This is a genomic window from Mesorhizobium sp. M0772 (assembly GCF_040320135.1).
Classification (GTDB): domain Bacteria; phylum Pseudomonadota; class Alphaproteobacteria; order Rhizobiales; family Rhizobiaceae; genus Mesorhizobium.
On record NZ_JAMYPB010000007.1, the window covers coordinates 14853 to 36803 of the forward strand.

Genomic DNA, 21951 nt, shown 5'->3' on the forward strand with positions numbered 1-21951 from the left:
GGGCATTTTGCCCGCCGCAGTTTCCACTGCCACCGGCGCACACGCAACAACTCAAATCGCTCTCGCTACTGCTTATCCAGACCGTACACGGAATGCAAAGTGCGAACCGCGAGTTCCGTGTAGGGACCGTCGATCAGTATCGAAATCTTGATCTCGGAGGTAGTGATGGCGCGGATGTTGATCGCCTTGTCGGCCAGCGCCTTGAAAGCGGTGGCGGCCACACCGGCATGGCTGCGCATGCCGATGCCGATGACCGAAACCTTCGACATGCCGGCTTCCGACTGCACCACGTCATAGCCGATCGAAGCCTTCAGACGCTCCAGCACGGCCAGCGCCTTGTCCACGTCGCCGGACGGCACGGTGAAGGTCATGTCGGTGAACTTGCCGTCCTCTGAGATGTTCTGGACGATCATGTCGACATTGATGTTGGCCTCGGCCAGCGGGCCGAAAATGCCGGCGGCAACGCCCGGGCGGTCGCCGACGCGGCGCAGAGAAATCTGCGCTTCGTCCTTGGCGTAGGCAATTCCGGTGACGACCTGCTGTTCCACGATCTCTTCCTCGTCGCAAATGAGCGTTCCCGGAGGATTGAGCAAATCCCCCATTCCGGGCGCATCGGGATCGTCGAAGGACGACCGCACGAACGTACGCACCCTGTGCACCATGGCAAGCTCGACCGAGCGCACCTGCAAGACCTTGGCGCCGAGCGAGGCCATTTCGAGCATTTCCTCGAACGAAATCTTGTTGAGCCGCCGCGCCTTCGGCTCGATGCGCGGATCGGTGGTGTAGACGCCGTCGACATCGGTGTAGATGTCGCAGCGGTCGGCCTTGACCGCCGCGGCAATGGCCACCGCGCTTGTGTCGGAGCCGCCGCGGCCGAGCGTGGCGATGCGGTTGTCCGGGCCGATGCCCTGGAAGCCGGCGACGACAGCCACCTGGCCCTCGCCGAAGCGCTTGATCAGGAACGCGCCGTCAATTTCGAGGATGCGCGCCGCGCCATGCGCGTTGTCGGTCTTGATCGGGATCTGCCAGCCCTGCCAGGAGCGGGCATGGACGCCCATATTCTGCAGTGTGATCGCCAGCAGGCCGGCAGTCACCTGCTCGCCCGAGGCGACCACGGCGTCATACTCGCGCGCGTCGTGCATGGGCGAGGCTTCGCGCGTCCAGCCAACCAGTTCATTGGTCTTGCCCGCCATCGCCGAAACCACGACAGCGACCTCATGGCCGGCATCGACCTCGCGTTTGACGTGACGCGCCACATTGCGGATGCGGGCGATGTCGGCGACGGAGGTTCCGCCGAATTTCATCACGATGCGCGCCATGGAAGCGAAATGCCTTTGACTGAAGCCGGCCCAGGACCGAAAGGGGAAGTAAGCGCTCGACAGAAGCCGGCCGCTGAATGCGCGCCTCCTTAGCCAAATGATCACGGTTTCGCAAGGCTGGCGGCGGATGCCGGCTTCAGGATCGCGGCATATTGCGTTCGGCCCCGCCGCTGCTTACCAAATGCTGCCCGCGGGAAACTCCTTTTGGTCCGGCATATCGAATGATTGTTCGCCTTCGACGCGCCATGCGGTGGCAATCGCTGCCGCTGTTCATCGGCTTCGCCGTGCTGGCGTTGATCGTCGGCACACGCGCCGTGCTGGTCGAGACCCAGAGAGCCAATCGTGAGGCCGCGCGCGAGGCGGTCGAGTATCAGGAATTGCTTTCCGGTTTGCTTGCGATGGCTCAGGAGGCCGAGACCAGCCAGCGCGGCTATCTCCTGACCGGCGAGAAATCCTACCTCCAGCCTTATCGGCAGGCGGTCGACGCCATTCCGGGCCAGCTTGCCCGCATCGACGGCATGACCGCGCCGGACGACGAACTCGTGCAGCAGATCAACCACGTCAAGGACGCGCTTTCACAAAACCAGGCCGAATTGGCTGAGACGATTGCACTCTACGATCGCGGCGATGCGGCAAAAGCTCTGGAACTGGTCCGCAGCGGCCAGGGCAAGGCCGCCATGGACCAGATCCGGGCCAGCATGGACACGATCCGGCGCATTGGCGGTGCAGCCATCGCCGCGCGCGACGCTCATACCGACCGGGTCGAAAACTGGCTGCGAATCGGCTCGATAGCGGCGCTGCTGGCGATCTTCCTGCTTGGCGCCTACACGGTTCGCCTTTCGCGCCGCCGGTTCCGCGCAGTGGCGATCGCCCAGGAAGAGCTGATGCGCAAGAACATCGAGCTCGGCAACGAAATCCAGACGCGTGAAAAGGCCGAATCGCAGATCCGCCAGATGCAGAAGATGGAGGCTGTGGGCCAGCTGACCGGCGGTATCGCCCACGATTTCAACAACATGCTGGCGGTGATCATCAGCGCCATGAACCTCGCCCAGCGCAAGCTGGCGCGGGGCGAGCACGACATCATGAAATTCATCGAAGCGGCGACCGATGCGGCGACCCGGGCCGCAAACTTGACGTCACGGCTGCTTGCCTTCTCGCGCCAGCAGCCGCTCGCGCCTCAGGTTGTAGACGCCAATCGTCTGGTCGCCGGCATGTCGGACCTGCTTCGGCGGGCGCTCGGCGAAACCATCCGCATCGAAACCGTGCTGGCTGGCGGCCTGTGGAAGACCCATGCCGATCCGAGCCAGCTCGAAAATGCCATTCTCAATCTGGCGGTCAATGCGCGCGACGCCATGGGCGAGGACGGCAAGATGACCATCGAGACCGCCAACAGCCACCTCGACGAGAGCTACGCCGCCACCCATGCCGAGGTCAACGCCGGCCAGTATGTGATGATCGCGGTCAGCGACACCGGCGCCGGCATGCCGGCGGACGTCATGGAGCGGGCTTTCGAGCCATTTTTCACCACCAAGCCGGTCGACAAGGGCACCGGCCTCGGGCTGAGCCAAGTGTTCGGCTTCGTCAAACAGTCCGGCGGGCACGTCAAGATCTACTCGGAACCCGGCCAAGGCACCACGATCAGGATCTACCTGCCGCGCTTCTTCGGCCCGGAAGAGGCCGCCATATCTTCGGAACGAGCCGGAAATCCTGCCGTGCCGGTCACCGAAACCATCCTTGTCGTGGAGGACGATCCACGCGTGCGGGCTTCCACCACGGATGCCATGCGCGAACTCGGCTACACCGTCATTCATGCCGCAAGCGGCCAGGAAGCGCTGGAAAAGCTGAGCGACAACCCTGGTGTGGCGCTCATGTTCACCGATATCGTCATGCCGGTGATGAATGGCCGCAAGCTCGCCGAGGAGGCGCTGGCGCGCATGCCGAAGCTGAAGGTGATCTTCACCACCGGCTTCACCAGGAACGCCGTCGTCCACAATGGCGTGCTCGACCATCACGTGCATTTCCTGGCCAAGCCCTTCACCATCGAGCAGCTGGCGGCGAAATTGCGCGACGTGCTGGACGCAAGATGACCGAGGCCCTGGAAATCGTCACCTTTCGCCTCAAACCTGGAGCGGAAGCGGGCTTTGCCGCCGCCAACAACCTGGTCGCCGACTGGCTGGCGCGGCAACCTGGTTTCGTAAACCGCTGCCTGGCGCGGCGGGACGATGGCGGATGGGTCGATGTGGTGCGCTGGCGAAGTCGCGAGCAGGCTCTCGCCGCCGCCGGCCGCATCATCGCCGAGATCGGCGATTGCGAAGCGATGCGGGCCATCGATCCCGCGAGTGTTGAGATGGGACATGCGGCGATTGTGATCTCGAGGCCCTAGGTCGACTTGCCAGCAGTCGCATAAAACCGGCCTTGACTTTCTTGCCCCGGCACCCGACTTCCTAGCGTCCGAGGAGACCCGCCCCATGCCAGAGGCCCGACGATCGACAATCGATGCCGGAGAAGTGGAACGCTTTTCCGCGCTTGCCGCCGAATGGTGGAACCCGAACGGCAAATTCCGTCCGCTGCACAAATTCAACCCGGTCCGGCTTGCCTATATCCGGGACCAGGTGGCGGCGCGCTTCGGCCGCGATCCGCGGGCGGCGCGGCCGTTCGAAGGCCTGCGTTTCCTCGATATCGGCTGCGGCGGTGGGTTGTTGTGCGAGCCGATGGCAAGGCTTGGCGCCGAAGTGGTCGGCGCCGACGCCTCGGCAACCAACATCGAGGTGGCGAAGCTGCACGCGGCCGAAGGCGGCGTGACGGTGGATTATCGCGCTACGACCGCTGAGGATTTGGCCGATTCCGGCGAGAAATTCGACGTCGTCCTCAACATGGAAGTCGTCGAGCATGTTGCCGATGTCGACCTGTTCATCGGCAAGTGCGGCGAGATGGTCAAGCCCGGCGGCATCATGTTCGTCGCCACCATCAACCGCACGCTGAAGGCACTGGGCCTGGCCATCATCGGCGCCGAATATGTGCTGCGCTGGCTGCCGCGCGGCACCCACCAGTTCGGCAAGCTGGTGCGGCCCGAAGAGCTTGAAAAGGCCCTCGGCAGCGCCGCCATGACCATCATCGACCGCACCGGCGTGACCTACAATCCTCTCGCCGACCGCTGGGCACGCTCCAAGGACATGGACGTCAACTATATGGTGCTGGCGGAAAAACGATCGGTCTGAACGAAAGGGGGCGGCCGTGGACACTATGAGGGCCCGAGAGCTGGCGCTCGATCTTCCCGAAACGGTCGAGCAATCGCATTTCGGCAAGGCTGACTTCCGCGTCCGCAACCGTATCTTCGTCTCGCTGCCCGAAGCCGACCGTGCTGTCGTCAAGCTCGACCGCGACCAGCAAGAGATGATGGCCGCGGCTGAGCCATCGGTTTTCAGGCCCGTGACAGGCGGCTGGGGCCAAAAGGGATGGACGTCGATCATGCTCGAAGCCTGCGACGAACAGACATTCCGCAGCGCCGTTCGGACGGCCTGGCGAAACGTCGTCCCGCCGGCGCTACGGAAGCGCCTCGACGCGAGCCAAATTTAAGCTTGAGCAGTTCGAGCAACGTGTGAAGCGATTTTCCCGGGAAAAGCGCATAGCGCTTTGCCTAGGGAATTGCGTAAACCAAAGACCCTATGCCTTCTGGCTCTGCGCCTTGGTGGTGATGATCACGCCGATGGTGATGATCACCGCGCCGGCCCAGGTCAGCAACTGGTAGTGCTCGCCGAGGAAGATGGTTCCGGCAAACAGGCCGACGGCCGCCGCCACATAGCCGATCTGGCTGAGATAGACCGGACCGCCCACGGCCTGCAGCCGGAAGAAGAAGGCAAACATCGCCGAGGCCGAAGCGACTTGCGCCACGACAACCAGCGGCACGGCCCTGAGCGGGGCGAAAGCGCCGACGCCGAACAGCGCGAGAATGCCGATCAGCAGCAGCGTCGCCGAGGCCAGGTGGCTGCCGACGGCCAGTTCGATCGGACCGGTGCCTTCGGGCCAGTCGACGGTGCGATAGATATTGCCGGCGGCAAGGCTGACCGGGATCAAAAGTCCGACCAGCACCCAGTAGACATCGGCCGGCTGGCCGGCCTCGCCGCGCGTCACCGCCACCATGACGGCGCCGATGAAGCCGACGGCGATACCGATACTGCCGAGCGTATTTGGCCGTCGAACGCCGAGCAGGATCGAAAACACCAGTGTGATGACCGGCGACAGCGTGAACATGATGCCGGTATAGCCGGCGCCGAGATGCGGGATAGCCGAAAACATCAGCAGATTGGGCACGGCGTAGGACACGGCGGCGGTGATGAAGAAATAGCGCAGTCTGTGCGAGGTGAGCCGCATGCGCTCGCCGTTCGCGAGCAACGCGCACAGCAGCACGCCCCCGGCGCCGAACGAGATGACGAAGGCCCAGACCATGGCCGGAACGCCGGCAGCCGTCGCCAGCTTGCCGAACGGCAGGGTCAGGCCGAGCAGGCCGCCGGTGACGACCAGCAGGCCAAGCGCCGATTCCCAGAGAAATTTCATCGGATGGTCCCGTCACTCACTTGCGGCACTGGGTCGAAACTGTATCTTGAGGTAGCATACCACAAAGATTCTTAACGTCAAGATACTTAGCGGTGAGACAGATGGATCGCGCGGCAAAGGCGGTGGAGCAATGGAAGCGGGAACGGCCGGACCTGGAGGTGTCGCCAATGCTGGTGCTTGGGCGGCTGAACGAAGCCTCGTCGCTAATCGCCCGCGAGCGCCTCGCCCCGCTGTTTGCCCGTTTCGGACTGCAGGCCGGCGAATTCGATGTGCTGGCGACGCTGCGCCGCTCCGGCCAGCCCTACGCGCTGACACCGACCGCTCTATATGAGGCGACGATGGTGACCTCTGGGGCCATGACCAACCGGCTCGACCGGCTTGAGAAGGCCGGACTGATCCTGCGCGGCCCGCACCCCAACGACCGGCGTGGCATTGTCGTGCAACTGACCGAAAAAGGTCTGGCCTTGATCGACGAAGCCCTGACCGCCCACGTCGCCAACGAGCATGAAATCCTCTCCGGGCTCACCGGCACGGAGCGGGGGGCACTGGCTCAGTTGCTTGGCAAATTGATCGATAGCGCCAGCTGATCGCTCAATTGCGCTCCTCGGGAAAACTCGGGATCGGCATGAAATCGATGCCATCCTCGGCCAAGCTCTTGGCTTCGTCCAACGTCGCCTCGCCATAGATGCCGCGCGCATCGCTCTCGCCGAAATGGATCTTGCGCGCTTCTTCGGCAAACTTGTCGCCGACATAGTCGGCATTCTCGCGCACCTTCTCGGCCATCGCCTTCAGTTGCGCCAAAGCCTGCTTCTGGGTTTCGCCCATGGCCAGCGCAATTGTTTCCTGCTTCCGCGCGGTGGAGACGGCTGGCGCCATCAGCGCCTTTTGCACCTTGTGCGAGCCGCAGCTCGGGCAATCGACGAAGCCGCGCTTCTTCTGCGTGTCGAAATCGTCATTGCTGCGAAACCAGCCCTCGAATTCGTGCTCGTGCTCGCAGATCAAGGCAAAGCGGATCACGAAGCCGCGCCCCTGAGCCGCGGCGCTTCCACTGCGCCGGCATTGACGGCAAAATCACGCGCGTTCTTGAGATTGGGGATTTTCTTACGCGCGGCCGACGACTGCGCCGTGTCGATCTCGGCGATGATCACCTCCGGATCGTCATGGTCGGCCTCGGCGAGAATTCGACCCCATGGGTCGACGATCAGCGAATGGCCATAGGTTTCGCGGCCATCCTCATGCAGGCCACCTTGTGCTGCAGCAACCACATAGGCGCCGTTCTCGATGGCACGGGCTCGCAGCAGCACATGCCAGTGCGCCTCGCCGGTCTGGCGGGTGAAGGCGGCAGGCACCGACAAGAGGTCGGCGCCGGCCATCGCCTCGGCGCGGAACAGCTGCGGAAAGCGTAGATCGTAGCAGACGGCAAAGCCCAGCCTGGCGCCGTCGATCTCGGTGACGACGGCCTCGGTGCCCGGCTCATAGGCGGCGGATTCGCGCCAGCTCTCGCCATTGTCGAGGTCGACATCGAACATGTGGATCTTGTCGTAGGTGGCAAGGGTGGCGCCGTCCGGCCCAAACAGCAGCGCCCGGTTGGCGAGCTTGCCGTCGGTGCGCAGGATGGCGGTAGAGCCAATATGCAGGAAGACGCCGAGTTCGCTGGCGAGCTTGCGCGCGGCCGCCACGACGATGTCCTTGTCTTCCAAGGTGAAGGAAGCAGCCCTGGCTTCCTTGTCGCGGATCAGCGCACCGGTCATTTCCGGGGTCTGGATGTAGGTTGCACCGAGGCCTGCCGCTTCGCGAACCAGCCGTTCGAGATCGACCGCGTTGCGCTCGGGGCTCTCGCCCGAACGCATCTGGATCGCCGCCGCCTTGAAAACACCCATCGTCACGTCCTCTTTGAGCAATTCCAGGAAAAGTGTGTACCGGTTTTCCGTCCGAAATTGCATAAAAACAAAGACATAGAGCGACCCTACGAACCGCTCTTTGTCGTCGAGCCGTTGGCAAGCAGCCTGTCCAGCTGGCCCCGCGCCTCCAATTCGTGGAGGTCGTCGGAGCCGCCGACATGCGTGTCGCCGATGAAAATCTGCGGAAAGGTCGAGCGGCCATGCGCCCGCGAAATCATTTCCTGGCGCAATTCCGGCGAAAACGAAGCATCATGCTCGGTGTAGGCGACGCCCTTGCGGTCGAGCAGCCGCTTGGCCGCCGCGCAATAGCCGCACATCATACGGGTGTAAATCGTCACATCGAGCATCGGTCCGTGCCTTTCCTCGACCTTATATAGTCGCGGACTCGTCGGCCCGAAAGTCCCCCGGCAGGACACGCGCGAAGGTCAGCACATCGACCGCTCCGGCGCCGCCCTTCTTCAGCGCCCTGGCGACCGAGCGCACGGTGGCGCCGGTGGTGTAGACATCGTCGACCAGAAGCACGCGGCGCCCAGTGATCTCGATTTCGGCTTCCGCAGGCACACGGAAGGCGGCGCGGACATTGGCCTCGCGCTCCTGCCGCTCCAGCCCGACCTGCTGGCGCGTGAGCTTGACGCGCCGGACCGCCGAGGGCGAGAAAGGCAGCCCGCTAAGCTGCGCAACCGCCCTTCCCAACTCCGCCGACTGGTTGAACTGCCGGCGAAAGAAGCGCCGCCAGTGCAGCGGCACCGGTACGACGACATCGGCGTCTGCAATTAGCTCAGCGCCGGCGCGCAGCATCCAGCGCGCCATCCATGGCGCCAGATCGGTGCGGTCCTGGTATTTCAGCCCTTGCACCATCTGGCGGGCGACACCGGAATAGGCCACGGCCGCCCGCGCCCGCTCGAACGGCGGCGGATCGGCGATCGCCTCGGCCGACAGGAACCCCTCGCCCATATCGTGGGTGAATGGCGTGCCCATCACCGCGCACCATGGCCGCTCCAGCAGCCTCAGCTTCGGCCAGCAGGCACCGCACAAAACGCCGGGTTGCGAGACGTGCCTGCGACAGCCGGCACAGACCGGCGGGAACAGCATCCGCGCCGGCCAGTCCAACATGGCCAGTTTCAACATGATTTGAGCGAGGCTCTTGATCTCCATCACCGGATCGGCCACGTGGTTTTGTCGTCCGCGCCAGGATATCACTAGACAGACAAACAGGGATGTCTACCGTTGCAGCCGATCATCGATACTGAACTTTGGCTGGTGCGCAAGCGCAGGGCGCTGGCCCACCCCGTAGCCGGCGCGGATTTTCTGATGCGGCGGGCGGCGGAAGACCTTGCCGACCGGCTCGGCGCGGTCGAGCGGAAATTCGGCAAGGCCGCGGTGCTGTTTTGCCAGACGCCGGACGCAACGGACGTGGTCGCTGCAAGCGGCAAGGCAGCGGAGATCGTGCGCGTCGAGGCAGATCCAGCGTTTCTGGACGGCCGGCCAGGGCTGATAGCACCGCTGGAAACAGTGCCGTTCCAGCCGGAAAGCCTCGACCTCGTCGTTTCACTTCTGTCGTTGCAGGCGATGAACGACATTCCCGGCATGCTGGTGCAGATCCGCCGCGCTCTGCGGCCCGACGGGCTTTTCCTCGGCGCCTTTGCCGGCGCCGGCACGCTTTCCGAATTGCGCGAAAGCCTGCTCGCCGCCGAGACCGAGCTCTATGGCGGCGCCAGCCCGCGCGTCATCCCCTTCACGGATGTTCGCGATGCCGGCGCATTGCTGCAGCGCGCCGGACTGGCGCTGCCGGTGGCCGACGTCGAAACTGTGACGGCGCGTTACGATACTCTTTTCGACCTCACGGCCGATCTCAGGGCGATGGGCGAAACCAGCGCGCTGACCGATCGCAGCCGGCGACCGGGAGCGCGAAAGCTTTTTACCCGTGCCGCCGAACTCTATGCCGAACGCTTTTCGGACGCTGATGGCCGCATCAGGGCAAGCTTTTCCATCGTCTGGATGTCGGGCTGGGCGCCCGATGCATCGCAGCAAAAGCCCTTGAAACCGGGCTCGGCGAAGGTCTCGCTGAAGACAATACTGGAAGATCCCGGCGGGCGGTGACGACGCTCCGGATCAGTGCTCGGCGAAGGCATTGGCAAGCTTGCTGTTGGTATCACTGAACAAAAACTGGATCGCGGTGGTGACCTTGCCGATGCCGCCGACGATGGCAAGCGACAGCACGGCGACGATCAGGCCATATTCAACGGCCGTGGCGCCTGTTTCGTCCTGCAAAAATCGGCGCAGCAATGGCTTCATGATGGTCGATCCCTCTCATCCCCGACCATATCGCCGACCTGTTAAGAAAGGTTAACGGCACAAGCTTAACAGGCTGTGAAATGGGCCTGCGTTGAGGAAGTTCTCAAGCTGGTGTCGACCTTGTTGGTCAGCAGTCGCCGCTGCGTTGGCCGTCGGCGCGGATGATGCAGACTGAGCTCGGTGAGGGCTGCAGCACGCTTCTGCGCAGCGTATAGGTGGCCCGCGAGCCGATCGAACCCGTGCTCATCGGGTCGAGACCGCCTGCAAGAGCATCGCGGCTGGATGATCGCGTCTGGTTGTCCAGCACGGGGACCGCAATCAGCGCCAGCGCCACTGCGGCCGAGCCGAACAACAGCGTGACGCGCAATATGCCGACGCCGGCGGCGCGAAAGCTGCGATCCGGCCGGATCGAGTCCCATTCCCTGTCGAGGCTCATGCAATCGCTCCCCGCGAACCCGCTTTGCCGCAATTTTTCACGACGAGATAAATCTTCCATTAACGCTGGCTAGATCAGACCGCGAAATGGCTTTGTATCACAACAGGTCGATGAGGAACTGGATCAGCGGCGCGTCGGCCGGCGGCATCGGATAGTCGCGCATCTGCTTTGGCCGCACCCATTTCAACGCCTGCCCTTCCCTCGGCTGCGCGATGCCGCGAAAGCGGCGGCAGACGAAGAGCGGCATGAGGAGATGGAAATCATCATAGGAATGGCTGGCGAAGGTGAGCGGCGCCAGGCAAGGAATGTCGGTCTCGATGCCGATTTCTTCCTGCAGTTCGCGGATCAGGCATTGTTCCGGCGTCTCGCCTGGCTCTAGCTTACCGCCGGGAAATTCCCACAGGCCGGCAAGCTGTTTGCCCTCGGGTCGCTGCGCCAGAAGCACCCGCCCATCGGTATCGACCAGCGCGCACGCGGCGACCAGCAGCAGGCGTTTGCCGGTGATCTCGCTCATGCGCCCGGCGGCCGGCGATAGTGGTAGCGATAGACTTCGTCGAAGCCCAGCGAGCGATAGAGCGCCAGCGCCGGCGCATTGCCGGCCTCGACCTGCAGCCAGGCTTCGCGAGCGCCACGCAGCCTCGCCCATTTCAGCGCCGACAGGATCAGGTTGCGGCCATGGCCCTGATTGCGCGCCGACTTGGCGGTGGCGATCTCGAACAGGCCGGCAAGATCGCCGTCATGGACGCAGATCAGCACCGCCAGCGGGTCGGCCCCTTCCTCCAGCGCAAACAGTCCGACCTCGGGTTGGATGGCGCCGATGATTTCCGAAAGACCCGGCCGCAGCGATGCATCCGAGCCGCTGACCTTGAGCGACGCGCCGAGAAAGCGGCTGATATCCTTCAGCGGAATCTGGTCCATGGCCGGCGCCAGTTGCGCGTCCGCCAGCGGCAGCCGCATCACCAGGGATTCGTCGAATGTGCTCCAGCCCTCATTGTCGAGATGCTTGGCCAGGTCCGGCCCCGACAGCGGCGAGATGCGGAAGGTCAGCGGCCTGCCATAGGCGTCGAAGCGCCGGCTGGCGCGGCCGATGCGCTCGGCAATGTGCTGGGTGTCGCCGGGATCGAGCGGGTTGACCGAGTTCAGCCGTTTGGCCGGATGACCGGCCGTCAGCCGCACCACCCAGGTGCCGTCATAATGGACGGCCGCAGCCGGCCAGGCGCGAAAACCCGCCGCCTCGTAGCGGCGCACGATGGCGAGCATGCTTGCCGGATGCCTGGAAGCCAACTCCATCAGCTCCGGTAATCGCCATTGATGGCGACATATTCCTTGGTGAGGTCGCAGGTCCACACCGTCGCCTTGCCGCGGCCGATACCGATATCGGCGCGGATGCGGATGTCGTCGCGCTTCATATAGGCCGAGGTCGCTTCCTCGGAGTAGCCTGGGTCGCGTTCGCCCTCATGCGCCAGACGGTTGTCGCCGAACCAGATCGACAGCCGGTCGCGATCGGCCGGCTCGCCGGCCTTGCCGACGGCCATGACGACGCGGCCCCAATTGGCGTCCTCGCCGGCAACCGCCGTCTTGACCAGCGGCGAATTGGCGATGGACAGCGCGATGCGCTTGGCCGAGCGCGCCGATTTGGCGCCGGTAACGGTGACTTCGACCTGCTTGCGGGCGCCCTCGCCGTCGCGCACCACTTGCAGCGCCAGCGATTTGAGCACCTTGCCCAGCGCCCGGCGGAACGCGCCGAGACGCGCATCCTTGGGATCGCTGATGGCGGGCGCGCCGCGCTTGGCAGCGGCTCCGGTGGCGAACAACAGCAGCGTGTCGCTGGTCGAGGTGTCGCTGTCGACGGTGACGGCGTTGAAGGTCTTGGCCGTGCCGCGCGACAACAAGTCCTGCAGCACGGGGGCGGCGATCGGCGCATCGGTGGCGATGAAGGACAGCATAGTCGCCATATCGGGCGCGATCATGCCGGCGCCCTTGGAGATGCCATTGATGATGACGTCGGTGTCGCCGAGCTTGACCGTCGCTGTCGCCACTTTCGGATAGGTGTCGGTGGTCATGATGGCCTTTGCCGCCTCGGCCCACAGATCCGGCTTGCCGTCCTTGACCAGTCCGGCGAGCAAATGGCTGAATTTGGTGGTGTCGAGCGGCTCGCCGATTACCCCGGTAGAAGCGAGGAACACTTCGCCTGGCGTGCAACCTGCGGCCTTGGCCGCGGCCTCGCCGGTCAGTTGGGTGGAGGCGCGGCCCTTCTTGCCGGTGAAGGCGTTGGCGTTGCCGGAATTGACGACCAGCACCCGCGCCTTGCCGGCGCCAAGGTTCTCGCGGCAGAAGTCGACCGGCGCCGAGGGGCATTTCGACTTCGTGAACACGCCGGCAACCGCTGTGCCGGCATCGAAGACCATGGCCAAGAGGTCGGTACGGTTCTTGTACTTGATCCCGGCCTCTGCGGTGGCGATGCGCACGCCCTCAATGGCAGGCATTTTGGGATATTTCTTCGGCGCGAGCGGCGAAATCGTTGCGGACATTGGAGACCTCGGGCGACGGAAAAACGCTAGGCGAAGGCCGGTTTGCCCGATACCACGGCCCGGCGCAAGGGCGTTTTCTTGGCCGCCGCTGTCGGCAAGCCACCAGGGATTAAGCTTGCATTTCAAATCCGTTGGCGTCACCGGGGCCTCTGGCGTTATGATATCGGCCATGGGCAGGCTGGTGATCTTGGCGGTGGCGTTTATGGGGCTTTTGCTCCTGAGCGCCGATGCGCAGCCGGAACGGCGCGTGGCGCTGGTCATCGGCAATGGCACCTATGCCGAAGCCGGCACGCTCACCAATCCGGTCAACGATGCCCTCGATATTGCCGGCAAGCTGCGCTCGATCGGCTTCGACGTCATCGAGGGCAACGATCTCGGCAAGCGCGAACTCGAGCGCAAGATCGGCGAATTTTCCGATGCGCTCGAAGGTGCGGGCGTCGGGCTTTTCTATTACGCCGGCCACGGCCTGCAGGTGGAAGGGCGCAACTACATCGTGCCGGTCGACGCCCGGCTCGACATGCCGGTCAAGCTGCAGCTCGAAGCCGTGCCGATCGACGAAGTCCTCGACATCATGGAGCAGCAGACCAAGGTCAGCCTGGTTTTCCTCGACGCCTGCCGCAACAATCCCTTTGCCCGCAGCCTGAGCCGCACCGCCGCCACGCGCTCGGCAACGGCGCTTGCCGGTCTGGCGCAGTTCGATTCGACGCGCGGCTCCTTCATCGCCTTCTCGACGGCGCCAGGCGCTGTCGCCATGGACGGCACCGGACGCAATTCGCCGTTCGCCGCCGCCCTGCTGCGGCACATGGCCGAGCCCGGCCAGAGCATCAACGACATGATGATCGCGGTGCGCCGCGACGTGGTCTCCGAAACCCGCGAGGGACAGCGCCCATGGGAACAGGGTTCGCTGCTCGAACGGTTTGAGTTTGTGCCCGGCGGCGAAACGGTCGCACAGCCGAAGCCCGCCGTCCCCCCGGCGCCCGAAACAAAGGTTGCGGCACTCGAACGGTCTGTAGGCGACGACAAGACCGCAATCGAGAAATTCCTGCGCGACGACTATCTTGCGCCCGATGCCGCGGCCATCGGCGAGACCGTCAAGCGGCTCTATGCGCCTTCCGCCACCATCTTCGGCACGCGCTATGACAGCGACGCCGTCGTCAAGCTCAAGACGGACTGGTTCGCGCAATTTGCATCCTGGTCGTTCAGTCTCGAGCCCGGCAGCCTCAATGTGACGCGGCAGGGCGAGAACCGCGCCGAAGCCGTGTTCGCGATGAGCTACGACTATATGTCGAAAGACAAATCGGCGGCGCGCATGACCGGCAAGGCACGAGTCACGCTTGGGCTGGTGAAGAGCGACGGCCAGTGGCGGATCGCCTCGGAAACCTCGCAAGCGATGAACTGAAAATCCCCGCGCAGGGCGAACGTGAGGCCTGCTTCTACAAGCGCTGGAAACGGGCCGTTTCGTTTGCCTGCCAGCTCACCTATATTGCCGGCGAGATTGTTGGCCAGGATTGCCGGCGAGATTGTTGGCGAGGACAGACATGGGCGAGGATCCGGCGCGCAGATCGATCGGGGCGCGGCGCAACCCAGACAGCGCCGAGGCCATTCTCGAGGCCGCGGAGGCGGTGCTGGTCGAGGCCGGCTATGCCGGCTTCTCCATAGAGGCCGTGGCGCGGCGGGCGCGCGCCGGCAAACCCACGATCTATCGCTGGTGGCCGAGCAAGGCGGCCCTGCTGTTAGAGGTCTACAAGCGGCAAAAGCGTGTCGACGTCCCCGATACCGGCAGTCTCGAAGACGACCTCGTCGGTTTCCTGAGGAACCTCTTCGCGCATTGGCGCGACACATCCTCGGGCAGCGTATTCCGCTCGCTGATCGCCGAGGCCCAGTCGGACGAAGCGGCGGCCGCGGCCCTGACTGGCTATGCCGATGGGCGCGTGTCCCACACCGCTCGGATCATCGAGCGCGCCAAGGCGCGCGGCGAGGTTGCGGCCGACATCGACGCAGCGCTGGTCGCCGACCTCATCGCTTCCTATGCCTGGAAACACCTTTTGACCAACCGGCTGGACGAAGATGAGGCGACAATCCGTGCCACTGCCCGCTATGTGATGTCAGGCATCTCCCGCAATTGAAAAGGGCGCCGAACGGCGCCCTTTGCGTGTTTTTTCGGTGCCGGCCTTACTTGCCGGCTTCCATCGTGTCGACGGCCTTCTTCAGATTGGCGTCGGGGATTTCGACCTTGGCGGCGCCGCGCAGCTGCTTGACCAGTGCGAAATACTTGTCGCGGATCACCGCCTGCTTGGCCTGGTCCTTGACGTCGTCGAAGGCCGGCGGCTGTTTGGTGCGCTTGTCCTCGAGCTTGATGACATGCCAGCCGAATTGCGTTTGCACCGGCTCCTTGGTGTATTTGCCGATTTCGAGCGCAACTGCCGCCTTGTCGAATTCCGGCACCATCTGCCCCGGGCCGAACCAGCCGAGATCACCGCCATTGGTCTTGCCCGAGGGATCGCTGGTATGCTCGTTGGCGAGCTTCTGGAAGTCGGCACCGCCATCGAGCTGCTTGATAATCGCCTCGGCCTCTTCCTTCGTCTTCACGAGGATGTGACGGGCATGAATCTCATTGACCGGCGGCGTGCTGGCGATTTCCTGATCGTAGCGGGCGCGCACCTCGGCATCGGTAACCTTGTCGACGACGCCCTTCTCGACCATCTCGCCATGCAGCGCGCGCTGCTGCAGGAACGCCATGCGGCGCTGGAATTCGGGATCCTTGTCGAGCCCAGTAGCGACCGCCTGGGCGGCCATGACGCGGATTTCGATGGCCGCCGAAAGGGCGGCGGCGCGGCGCTGCTCGGGTGGCAACTGCGAGAACTGCTGCGACAGCTCGCCCTCGGCAAGCCCAAGGTCCGCCTCGGTCAGCTTCTGGCCATTGACGGTAGCGATAACGGCGTTCGGATCGACGGGGGCTGCCGCCGGCGCTGCTGCGGCATCGGCCGGGGCGGGAGCGGCTTCCTGGGCCATCAGCGGAGACAGCGACAGGGCCGACAGGCCGAAAGCCAAGCCAAGGCTGGCGAGCGACGCACGGCGAAACAGTAAGGACATCAAGATTAACTCCAAGGGGGGATTGGTAGGGCTTGCAGATCAGCCGGATTGTGGCGGAATTTGGCGCTGCCCATAGGGCTAACGCGGCGTTGACATCAGTTGAGCCCCCTCTTATCTGTCCAACGACTTTGCGTCCAGAACCGTTTTCCGGGCGCTTTTTGTGTTTGTCCGCGTTTCACGCGGAATTGATGGGGCCGGCCGGCGCTCATCTCAAAATTGAGAATTCTATCGAAAGGACCATCGGATGGTCAGTCTCGGCGGTCTCGCCCGTAAGGTTTTCGGTTCCTCCAACGATCGTCGCGTAAAATCGACCCGGCCGCGTGTCGAGGCGATCAACGCCATGGAAAACGAGATGCGGGCGCTGTCCGACGCCGAGCTTCAGGCCCGCACGGAAAAATTCCGCCAGGATATCGCCAACGGCGCCACGCTCGATGACCTGCTGGTGCCGGCCTTCGCCACCGTCCGCGAGGCATCCCGCCGCGTGCTCGGCATGCGCCCGTTCGACGTGCAGCTGATCGGCGGCATGGTGCTGCACAATGGCGGCATCGCCGAAATGCGTACCGGCGAGGGCAAGACCCTGGTCGCCACCCTGCCCGTTTATCTCAACGCGCTTGCCGGCAAGGGCGTCCATGTCGTCACCGTCAACGACTACCTTGCCACCCGCGACTCCGAATGGATGGGCCGCGTCTACAAATTCCTCGGCCTCTCGGTCGGCGTCATCGTCCATGGCCTGTCCGACGAGGAACGCCGCGTCGCCTACGCGTCCGATGTTACCTATGCCACCAACAACGAGCTCGGCTTCGACTATTTGCGCGACAACATGAAGTATGAGCGCGCGCAGATGGTGCAGCGCGGCCACAATTACGCGATCGTCGACGAAGTCGATTCCATCCTGGTCGACGAGGCGCGCACGCCGCTGATCATTTCCGGTCCGCTCGAGGACCGTTCGGAAATGTACAACACCATCGATGCCTTCATGCTGCAGCTCGGCCCAGCCGACTACGAGATCGACGAGAAGCAGAAGACCTCGATCTTCACCGAGGAAGGCACCGAGAAGCTGGAAAACCTGCTGCGCGCGGCCGGCCTGCTCAAGGGCGAGTCGCTCTATGACGTCGAGAACGTCGCCATCGTCCACCACGTCAACAACGCGCTGAAGGCGCACCGGCTGTTCCAGAAGGACAAGGACTACATCGTCCGCAACGACGAGATCGTCATCATCGACGAATTCACCGGCCGCATGATGCCGGGCCGCCGCTATTCGGAAGGCCTGCACCAGGCGCTCGAAGCCAAGGAGCATGTGGCGATCCAGCCGGAAAACCAGACGCTGGCATCCGTCACCTTCCAGAACTATTTCCGTCTCTACAAGAAACTGTCCGGCATGACCGGCACGGCGCTGACCGAGGCCGAGGAGTTCGGCAACATTTACGGCCTCGAAGTCACCGAGATCCCGACCAATCTGCCGGTCATCCGCAAGGACGAGGACGACGAGGTCTACCGGACGGTCGAGGAGAAGTACAAGGCGATCGTCAAGGAGATCAAGGAAGCGCGCGCCAAGGGCCAGCCGACGCTGGTCGGCACCACCTCCATTGAAAAATCCGAGCAGCTGGCCGAGCGCCTGCGCAAGGAAGGGTTCAAGGATTTCGAGGTGTTGAACGCCCGCCACCACGAGCGCGAGGCCGCCATCGTCGCCCAGGCCGGCAAACCCGGCGCCATCACCATCGCCACCAACATGGCGGGACGCGGCACCGACATCAAGCTCGGCGGCAACGCCGAGATGCGCATCGAGGACGAACTGGGCGACATGCCTGCTGGTCCCGAGCGAGAGGCGCGCGAAAAGGAAATCATTGCCGATGTCGAGCGCCTGAAGGAAAAGGCGCTAGCCGCCGGCGGCCTCTACGTGCTCGCCACCGAGCGCCATGAATCGCGCCGCATCGACAACCAGCTCCGCGGCCGCTCCGGCCGCCAGGGCGACCCCGGCCGTTCGAAATTCTTCCTGTCGCTGCAGGACGATCTGATGCGCATCTTCGGCTCCGAGCGCATGGACGGCATGCTGCAGAAGCTTGGCCTCAAGGAAGACGAGGCCATCATCCATCCGTGGATCAACAAGGCGCTGGAAAAGGCGCAGAAGAAGGTCGAAGCGCGCAACTTCGACATCCGCAAGAACCTGTTGAAATACGACGACGTCTCGAACGACCAGCGCAAGGTGGTGTTCGAGCAGCGCATCGAATTGATGGACGGCGAAGGCCTGTCCGAGACGATCGCCGAGATGCGCGAAGGCGTCATCGAGGAGATCGTCACCAAGAACATCCCCGAAAACGCCTATGCCGAGCAGTGGAACGTCGCCGGCCTCAAGGCCGAGGTCGCCGAATTCCTCAATCTCGACCTGCCGGTCGAGGACTGGGTCAAGGAAGAAGGCATTGCCGAGGACGACATCCGCGAGCGCCTGACCAAGGCCGCCGACGCCGCCGCCAAGGAGCGCGCCGAGCGCTTCGGCCCCGACGTGATGAGCTATGTCGAACGCTCGGTGGTGCTGCAGACGCTCGATCATCTGTGGCGCGAGCACATCGTCAACCTCGACCATCTGCGTTCGGTCGTCGGCTTCCGCGGCTACGCCCAGCGCGATCCGCTGCAGGAATACAAGAGCGAGGCGTTCGAGCTGTTCCAGGCGCTGCTCGGCAATCTGCGCCAGGCCGTCACCGCGCAATTGATGCGCGTCGAACTGGTCCGCCAGGCCGCCGAAGCGCCGCCGCCCGAAGCGCCTGAAATGTTCGGCAGCCACATTGACGGCACCACGGGCGAGGACGATTTTGAGGGTGGCGAGACCGCACTTCTGGTCCGCCAGGAGAGCAACGCCATTGTCGCTCCTGAAGACCGCGATCCGAACAACCAGGCGACCTGGGGCAAGATCGGCCGCAACGAAGCCTGCCCCTGCGGCTCAGGCAAGAAATACAAGCACTGCCATGGCGCGTTTGCTTGATCATTAGGTCGGCGGGACAGCACCCCCCTCTGGCCTGCCGGCCATCTCCCCCTCAAGGGGGGAGATCAGCAGCTTCGGCGCCGTAACTTCTTTCAATTTCGACAATTGGCGAAAGCCACAGTGACAGCCAATCTCCCCCCTTGAGGGGGAGATGTCCGGCAGGACCGAGGGGGCGCGAAGGATCGCGACCTCTCGGTCCAACCCTCGTCAAAACCTCACAACAACCCCGAATCGCGCGCCGCCGCCGTCGCCTCGCCGCGCGACACCGCATCCAGCTTGCCCAGCACCGCCGAGACATGGTGATCGACCGTCTTTGGCGAAATCGTCAATTGCTCGGCGATCCGCTTGTTGGAGAGGCCGCGTTCGATCAGCTGCAGCACCTGCATCTGGCGCAAGGTGAGGCCGGCGAGGTTGGCGCGCGTCGAGCGGCGCGGGCCGCGGGCGATGCCGCCAACGCCGTTCTTGCGCATGATATCGCGCAGGCGCTGGGCTGCCGGCCTTGCCCCCAGGCCGTCGAAAATATCCAATGCCAGCCGCTGCCCCTCGTCGTCGCCGAGGATGAGCGCCAGTCCGCGCTCGTATGGCGCATTCAATTCGGCCCAGAGTGCAGAAGCCGAACGCCAGTCGCCGGTTAGAAGCAGCCGGTATGGTGTCGCCATGTCGGCGGTGTCGCCGGCCGGCATATCGGGAGAGAGCAATGTTCGCCACAGCGCCAGCTCCCCGACATGGGCACGCGAGCGCACCGGCGTTTCGGCGCGGGTGATCAGCGCCAGCGCCTCTTGCCTGTCGGCCAGGCCCAGCCATGCCTGCTCCGCTATCAAGGCCGCATAGGAGCTCAGCATCTGCAGGTCGCCGCCGCTTCCGACCAGGCGCGCCATTTCGGCGAACAGCGGCTCGGCCGAGGGATCGCCGCGCCTCAGGCGCAGTTTCGCCAGTGCCAGCAGCGCCGGAAACCGGCCCACGGTGGTTGTCCGCTCATTGTCGATGACATCGCTTGCCGTCGCGGCGGCCTCATCCCATTGGCCCTGACGCAGTTGCACATCGGCCAGCATGCCCCTGAGATAGTCGCGCCAGGTGCCGAGGTCGTTTTCGGTGCAATAGTGGATGCCGCTCTCCAGCACCGGACGCGCCACGTCGTAGCTCATCTGGGTGATCTCGAAACAGGCGCGGTTGGTGAAGGCGCGCGCGGCATGTTCCTGGAAATTGCCTTGGAGCGCAATCTCAAGGCTTTGGTCGAGGCGCAGGCGTCCGGCATCCGGATTGAGCCACTGCTCGACGCAGCCGACATTGTTGAGAGCATGCGAGGCGATGTCGGGACGGTTCATGCGCGCAGCCAGCGCCGCTGCCTTCTCGCCATAGAACAGCGTGTCCTCCACCCTCTCCGAAAGCATCGCCAGATGCGAAAGGTTCGAATAGGCCATGGCGAGTTCGGGACCGGCGGGAGCCGCTTCCAACATAGCCACAGCCTCGGCGCCGAAGGCGGCCGCCGCCTCGCGGTCATCGCCCATTTCGCTCAGCCGGGAGAGCCATCTCAGGCTGTCGCCCTCCTTCAGCCTGTTGCCGTCTGCCTGATGCAACCGGCGCGCCTGTCCCTGCGCTGCAAGCGCATCATCGATCTTGCCGATGAGATGGCACTCGAAGGCATGACTTTCGTAGAGCGCGGCGCGCTCGATCACCGGCAGGCTGTCGGCCTGCTGCAGGGCGATCTCGTAATAGCCGGCGGCATCGCGATGGGCGCCGACGCGCGACGCCTCGCGCGCGGCGATTGGCGCAAGTTCGCGCACCGCCGCCAGATTATGCGCCTCGACCGCATGATGCACCAGGCGGCCTGTGGAGACGTCGCCATTTTCGAGCAGTGCCGCCAGCGCACGCTGGTTGAATTGCCGCCTGTGCGACGTCGTCAGCATCATCTCGATGGCGCGCCGCGCGATGTCGTGCCGGAAGGCGTAGCCGTCGCCCAGATCGTCGAGCAGGCCGTTGGCGACACACTCGGCCAGCTGGCCGGCGCTGGCGACGCCGCACAGGCCCTGCAGAGCCCAGACGTCGGCGCGGCGCGGAAACACCGACACCGCGTCGAGCATTGCGCGGGCGCCTGGCGACAGCCGTTCAGCCCGCGCCAACACGGCGTCGCGCACGCTTGCCGGCAGCGCCGTTTCGTTTTCCGCCGACAGCAATTCGGTGACGAAGAAGGCATTGCCGGCGGTCGCCCGGTAGATGGCGTCGCCGTCGCGTCCGGCCGCATCGGCGAGCGACAGCACGGCCGCCTCGCTGAGCAGCGGCACGTCCATGCGCGCCACGCTGCCGGTCGGGATTTCGCCAAGGGCGCGGCGCACGCGCATCTGTCCTTCGCTGCGGTCGGTGCGCGCCGTGAGCAACAGCAGGATGTGGGTGTTGACGATACGCCGGCCGAGGAAGCGCACGAAATCGAGCGTCGCATCGTCGGCCCAGTGCAGGTCTTCGATCACCAGCAGGCTCGGTCCCTTGGCCGCAAAGGCGTCGAGCGCATCGGAAAACAGCGGCAGTCTCTGCCCATGCCGGGCGTCGATTGCGCGCGGCAGCGCCCATTGCGCCTCACGGGCCAGATCGTAGAGCGGCCCCAGCGGATCTGGGATCGACAGGTCCTCGCAAGCGCTGCGCAACATTGCCGCGCTTTGCCCGACACGGGCCGCGAATGCCTCAACAAGCGCCGTCTTGCCGGCGCCGGCCTCCCCGGCCAGCACGGCGATGCGGCCATGGCCGCGTATTGCATCGCCAAGCAGGCTCTCCAACTGCTGCAGCTGCATCTGCCGTTCCAGAAGCATCATTGTCATCGTCTCACAGGATCGGAGTTTTCCCACCATGGCGG

General features: G+C 64.3%; 22 protein-coding genes. 9 read left to right on the plus strand and 13 right to left on the minus strand.

Features of this window, described 5'->3' with window-relative positions; translation table 11 throughout:
- Positions 1-65: 65 nt before the first annotated feature.
- Positions 66-1319 carry an aspartate kinase gene (locus NKI06_RS06495; RefSeq protein WP_023672973.1) on the minus strand — a complete coding sequence of 418 codons (1254 nt, stop codon included), beginning with the start codon at positions 1317-1319 and terminating at the stop codon, positions 66-68.
- A 245-nt stretch (positions 1320-1564) separates the two neighbouring features.
- Here NKI06_RS06495 and NKI06_RS06500 point away from each other — a divergent pair, with 245 nt between their 5' ends.
- From NKI06_RS06500 to NKI06_RS06515, 4 genes are all read left to right on the plus strand, one after another.
- The gene (locus tag NKI06_RS06500) at positions 1565-3406 is read left to right on the plus strand and encodes a CHASE3 domain-containing protein (RefSeq protein ID WP_502900577.1); all 1842 of its coding nucleotides are present in this window, start codon (positions 1565-1567) and stop codon (positions 3404-3406) included.
- Positions 3403-3702: an antibiotic biosynthesis monooxygenase family protein gene (locus NKI06_RS06505; protein ID WP_050592920.1), complete on the plus strand. Its 300-nt coding sequence runs from the start codon at positions 3403-3405 to the stop codon at positions 3700-3702. Before NKI06_RS06500 ends, NKI06_RS06505 begins: the two co-directional genes overlap by 4 nt.
- A gap of 85 nt (positions 3703-3787) precedes the next feature.
- The gene (ubiG, locus tag NKI06_RS06510; protein WP_023672976.1) at positions 3788-4537 is read left to right on the plus strand and encodes a bifunctional 2-polyprenyl-6-hydroxyphenol methylase/3-demethylubiquinol 3-O-methyltransferase UbiG; all 750 of its coding nucleotides are present in this window, start codon (positions 3788-3790) and stop codon (positions 4535-4537) included.
- Between the two features lie 25 nt (positions 4538-4562).
- A complete protein-coding gene (locus tag NKI06_RS06515; RefSeq protein ID WP_023693995.1) occupies positions 4563-4895 on the plus strand; it encodes an MmcQ/YjbR family DNA-binding protein in 333 nt (110 codons plus the stop codon).
- Between the two features lie 87 nt (positions 4896-4982).
- On the opposite strand, the gene NKI06_RS06520 is transcribed toward NKI06_RS06515, so the two are convergent.
- The gene (locus tag NKI06_RS06520) at positions 4983-5873 is read right to left on the minus strand and encodes a DMT family transporter (protein ID WP_023693996.1); all 891 of its coding nucleotides are present in this window, start codon (positions 5871-5873) and stop codon (positions 4983-4985) included.
- Between the two features lie 101 nt (positions 5874-5974).
- On the opposite strand from NKI06_RS06520, the gene NKI06_RS06525 reads away from it, so the two are divergent.
- Positions 5975-6460, plus strand: a complete 486-nt coding sequence (locus tag NKI06_RS06525; protein WP_352984562.1) for a MarR family winged helix-turn-helix transcriptional regulator — start codon at positions 5975-5977, stop codon at positions 6458-6460.
- Positions 6461-6464: 4 nt separating this feature from the next.
- Here the strand turns inward: NKI06_RS06525 and NKI06_RS06530 are convergent, their stop codons facing one another.
- The 4 genes from NKI06_RS06530 to NKI06_RS06545 all read right to left on the minus strand — a co-directional run bounded on the left by NKI06_RS06530 (position 6465) and on the right by NKI06_RS06545 (position 8929).
- Positions 6465-6890, minus strand: coding sequence for a DUF1178 family protein (locus NKI06_RS06530; protein ID WP_023672980.1), 426 nt, complete (start codon positions 6888-6890; stop codon positions 6465-6467).
- On the minus strand, positions 6887-7753 hold the full coding sequence (locus NKI06_RS06535) for a carbon-nitrogen hydrolase family protein (protein WP_352984563.1): 867 nt from the start codon (positions 7751-7753) through the stop codon (positions 6887-6889). The genes NKI06_RS06530 and NKI06_RS06535 overlap by 4 nt, the downstream gene beginning before the upstream one ends.
- 86 nt (positions 7754-7839) lie before the next feature.
- On the minus strand, positions 7840-8121 hold the full coding sequence (gene grxC, locus NKI06_RS06540; RefSeq protein ID WP_023672982.1) for a glutaredoxin 3: 282 nt from the start codon (positions 8119-8121) through the stop codon (positions 7840-7842).
- A gap of 22 nt (positions 8122-8143) precedes the next feature.
- The gene (locus NKI06_RS06545; RefSeq protein ID WP_502900578.1) at positions 8144-8929 is read right to left on the minus strand and encodes a ComF family protein; all 786 of its coding nucleotides are present in this window, start codon (positions 8927-8929) and stop codon (positions 8144-8146) included.
- Between the two features lie 72 nt (positions 8930-9001).
- Here NKI06_RS06545 and NKI06_RS06550 point away from each other — a divergent pair, with 72 nt between their 5' ends.
- The gene (locus NKI06_RS06550) at positions 9002-9874 is read left to right on the plus strand and encodes a methyltransferase domain-containing protein (RefSeq protein ID WP_352984565.1); all 873 of its coding nucleotides are present in this window, start codon (positions 9002-9004) and stop codon (positions 9872-9874) included.
- A 12-nt stretch (positions 9875-9886) separates the two neighbouring features.
- Here NKI06_RS06550 and NKI06_RS06555 read toward each other — a convergent pair whose 3' ends face one another.
- The 5 genes from NKI06_RS06555 to argJ all read right to left on the minus strand — a co-directional run bounded on the left by NKI06_RS06555 (position 9887) and on the right by argJ (position 13036).
- A complete protein-coding gene (locus tag NKI06_RS06555; RefSeq protein WP_023818502.1) occupies positions 9887-10069 on the minus strand; it encodes a Flp family type IVb pilin in 183 nt (60 codons plus the stop codon).
- A 127-nt stretch (positions 10070-10196) separates the two neighbouring features.
- Positions 10197-10505, minus strand: a complete 309-nt coding sequence (locus NKI06_RS06560) for a hypothetical protein (protein WP_023818501.1) — start codon at positions 10503-10505, stop codon at positions 10197-10199.
- A 97-nt stretch (positions 10506-10602) separates the two neighbouring features.
- Positions 10603-11019: an 8-oxo-dGTP diphosphatase MutT gene (mutT, locus tag NKI06_RS06565; RefSeq protein ID WP_352984567.1), complete on the minus strand. Its 417-nt coding sequence runs from the start codon at positions 11017-11019 to the stop codon at positions 10603-10605.
- Positions 11016-11765, minus strand: a complete 750-nt coding sequence (locus tag NKI06_RS06570; protein ID WP_023713717.1) for a GNAT family N-acetyltransferase — start codon at positions 11763-11765, stop codon at positions 11016-11018. Before NKI06_RS06570 ends, mutT begins: the two co-directional genes overlap by 4 nt.
- Before the next feature lie 29 nt (positions 11766-11794).
- A complete protein-coding gene (argJ, locus tag NKI06_RS06575) occupies positions 11795-13036 on the minus strand; it encodes a bifunctional glutamate N-acetyltransferase/amino-acid acetyltransferase ArgJ (protein ID WP_352537044.1) in 1242 nt (413 codons plus the stop codon).
- Positions 13037-13151: 115 nt separating this feature from the next.
- Between argJ and NKI06_RS06580 the strand changes: the two genes are divergently transcribed.
- Both NKI06_RS06580 and NKI06_RS06585 read left to right on the plus strand, forming a co-directional pair.
- Positions 13152-14435: a caspase family protein gene (locus NKI06_RS06580; RefSeq protein WP_352984569.1), complete on the plus strand. Its 1284-nt coding sequence runs from the start codon at positions 13152-13154 to the stop codon at positions 14433-14435.
- 139 nt (positions 14436-14574) lie between these two features.
- Positions 14575-15162, plus strand: a complete 588-nt coding sequence (locus tag NKI06_RS06585) for a TetR/AcrR family transcriptional regulator (protein ID WP_352984660.1) — start codon at positions 14575-14577, stop codon at positions 15160-15162.
- Positions 15163-15208: 46 nt separating this feature from the next.
- Here the strand turns inward: NKI06_RS06585 and NKI06_RS06590 are convergent, their stop codons facing one another.
- Positions 15209-16129 (minus strand): peptidylprolyl isomerase, encoded by a 921-nt coding sequence (locus NKI06_RS06590; RefSeq protein WP_023686683.1) that lies wholly within the window; start codon positions 16127-16129, stop codon positions 15209-15211.
- Between the two features lie 244 nt (positions 16130-16373).
- Here NKI06_RS06590 and secA point away from each other — a divergent pair, with 244 nt between their 5' ends.
- Positions 16374-19106, plus strand: a complete 2733-nt coding sequence (secA, locus tag NKI06_RS06595; protein ID WP_023672992.1) for a preprotein translocase subunit SecA — start codon at positions 16374-16376, stop codon at positions 19104-19106.
- 215 nt (positions 19107-19321) lie between these two features.
- On the opposite strand, the gene NKI06_RS06600 is transcribed toward secA, so the two are convergent.
- Positions 19322-21910: an ATP-binding protein gene (locus NKI06_RS06600; RefSeq protein WP_352984571.1), complete on the minus strand. Its 2589-nt coding sequence runs from the start codon at positions 21908-21910 to the stop codon at positions 19322-19324.
- Positions 21911-21951 lie beyond the last annotated feature (41 nt).

Excerpts from the sequence above, each read along its gene's own strand:
- NKI06_RS06495 (WP_023672973.1), bottom strand. The coding sequence starts at position 1,319 with ATGGCGCGCATCGTGATGAAATTCGGCGGAACCTCCGTCGCCGACATC.
- NKI06_RS06500 (WP_502900577.1), top strand. The coding sequence starts at position 1,565 with ATGCGGTGGCAATCGCTGCCGCTGTTCATCGGCTTCGCCGTGCTGGCG.
- NKI06_RS06505 (WP_050592920.1), top strand. The coding sequence starts at position 3,403 with ATGACCGAGGCCCTGGAAATCGTCACCTTTCGCCTCAAACCTGGAGCG.
- ubiG (WP_023672976.1), top strand. The coding sequence starts at position 3,788 with ATGCCAGAGGCCCGACGATCGACAATCGATGCCGGAGAAGTGGAACGC.
- NKI06_RS06515 (WP_023693995.1), top strand. The coding sequence starts at position 4,563 with ATGAGGGCCCGAGAGCTGGCGCTCGATCTTCCCGAAACGGTCGAGCAA.
- NKI06_RS06520 (WP_023693996.1), bottom strand. The coding sequence starts at position 5,873 with ATGAAATTTCTCTGGGAATCGGCGCTTGGCCTGCTGGTCGTCACCGGC.
- NKI06_RS06525 (WP_352984562.1), top strand. The coding sequence starts at position 5,975 with ATGGATCGCGCGGCAAAGGCGGTGGAGCAATGGAAGCGGGAACGGCCG.
- NKI06_RS06535 (WP_352984563.1), bottom strand. The coding sequence starts at position 7,753 with ATGGGTGTTTTCAAGGCGGCGGCGATCCAGATGCGTTCGGGCGAGAGC.
- grxC (WP_023672982.1), bottom strand. The coding sequence starts at position 8,121 with ATGCTCGATGTGACGATTTACACCCGTATGATGTGCGGCTATTGCGCG.
- NKI06_RS06545 (WP_502900578.1), bottom strand. The coding sequence starts at position 8,929 with ATGGAGATCAAGAGCCTCGCTCAAATCATGTTGAAACTGGCCATGTTG.
- NKI06_RS06555 (WP_023818502.1), bottom strand. The coding sequence starts at position 10,069 with ATGAAGCCATTGCTGCGCCGATTTTTGCAGGACGAAACAGGCGCCACG.
- NKI06_RS06560 (WP_023818501.1), bottom strand. The coding sequence starts at position 10,505 with ATGAGCCTCGACAGGGAATGGGACTCGATCCGGCCGGATCGCAGCTTT.
- mutT (WP_352984567.1), bottom strand. The coding sequence starts at position 11,019 with ATGAGCGAGATCACCGGCAAACGCCTGCTGCTGGTCGCCGCGTGCGCG.
- NKI06_RS06570 (WP_023713717.1), bottom strand. The coding sequence starts at position 11,765 with ATGCTCGCCATCGTGCGCCGCTACGAGGCGGCGGGTTTTCGCGCCTGG.
- argJ (WP_352537044.1), bottom strand. The coding sequence starts at position 13,036 with ATGTCCGCAACGATTTCGCCGCTCGCGCCGAAGAAATATCCCAAAATG.
- NKI06_RS06585 (WP_352984660.1), top strand. The coding sequence starts at position 14,575 with ATGGGCGAGGATCCGGCGCGCAGATCGATCGGGGCGCGGCGCAACCCA.
- NKI06_RS06590 (WP_023686683.1), bottom strand. The coding sequence starts at position 16,129 with ATGTCCTTACTGTTTCGCCGTGCGTCGCTCGCCAGCCTTGGCTTGGCT.
- secA (WP_023672992.1), top strand. The coding sequence starts at position 16,374 with ATGGTCAGTCTCGGCGGTCTCGCCCGTAAGGTTTTCGGTTCCTCCAAC.
- NKI06_RS06600 (WP_352984571.1), bottom strand. The coding sequence starts at position 21,910 with ATGATGCTTCTGGAACGGCAGATGCAGCTGCAGCAGTTGGAGAGCCTG.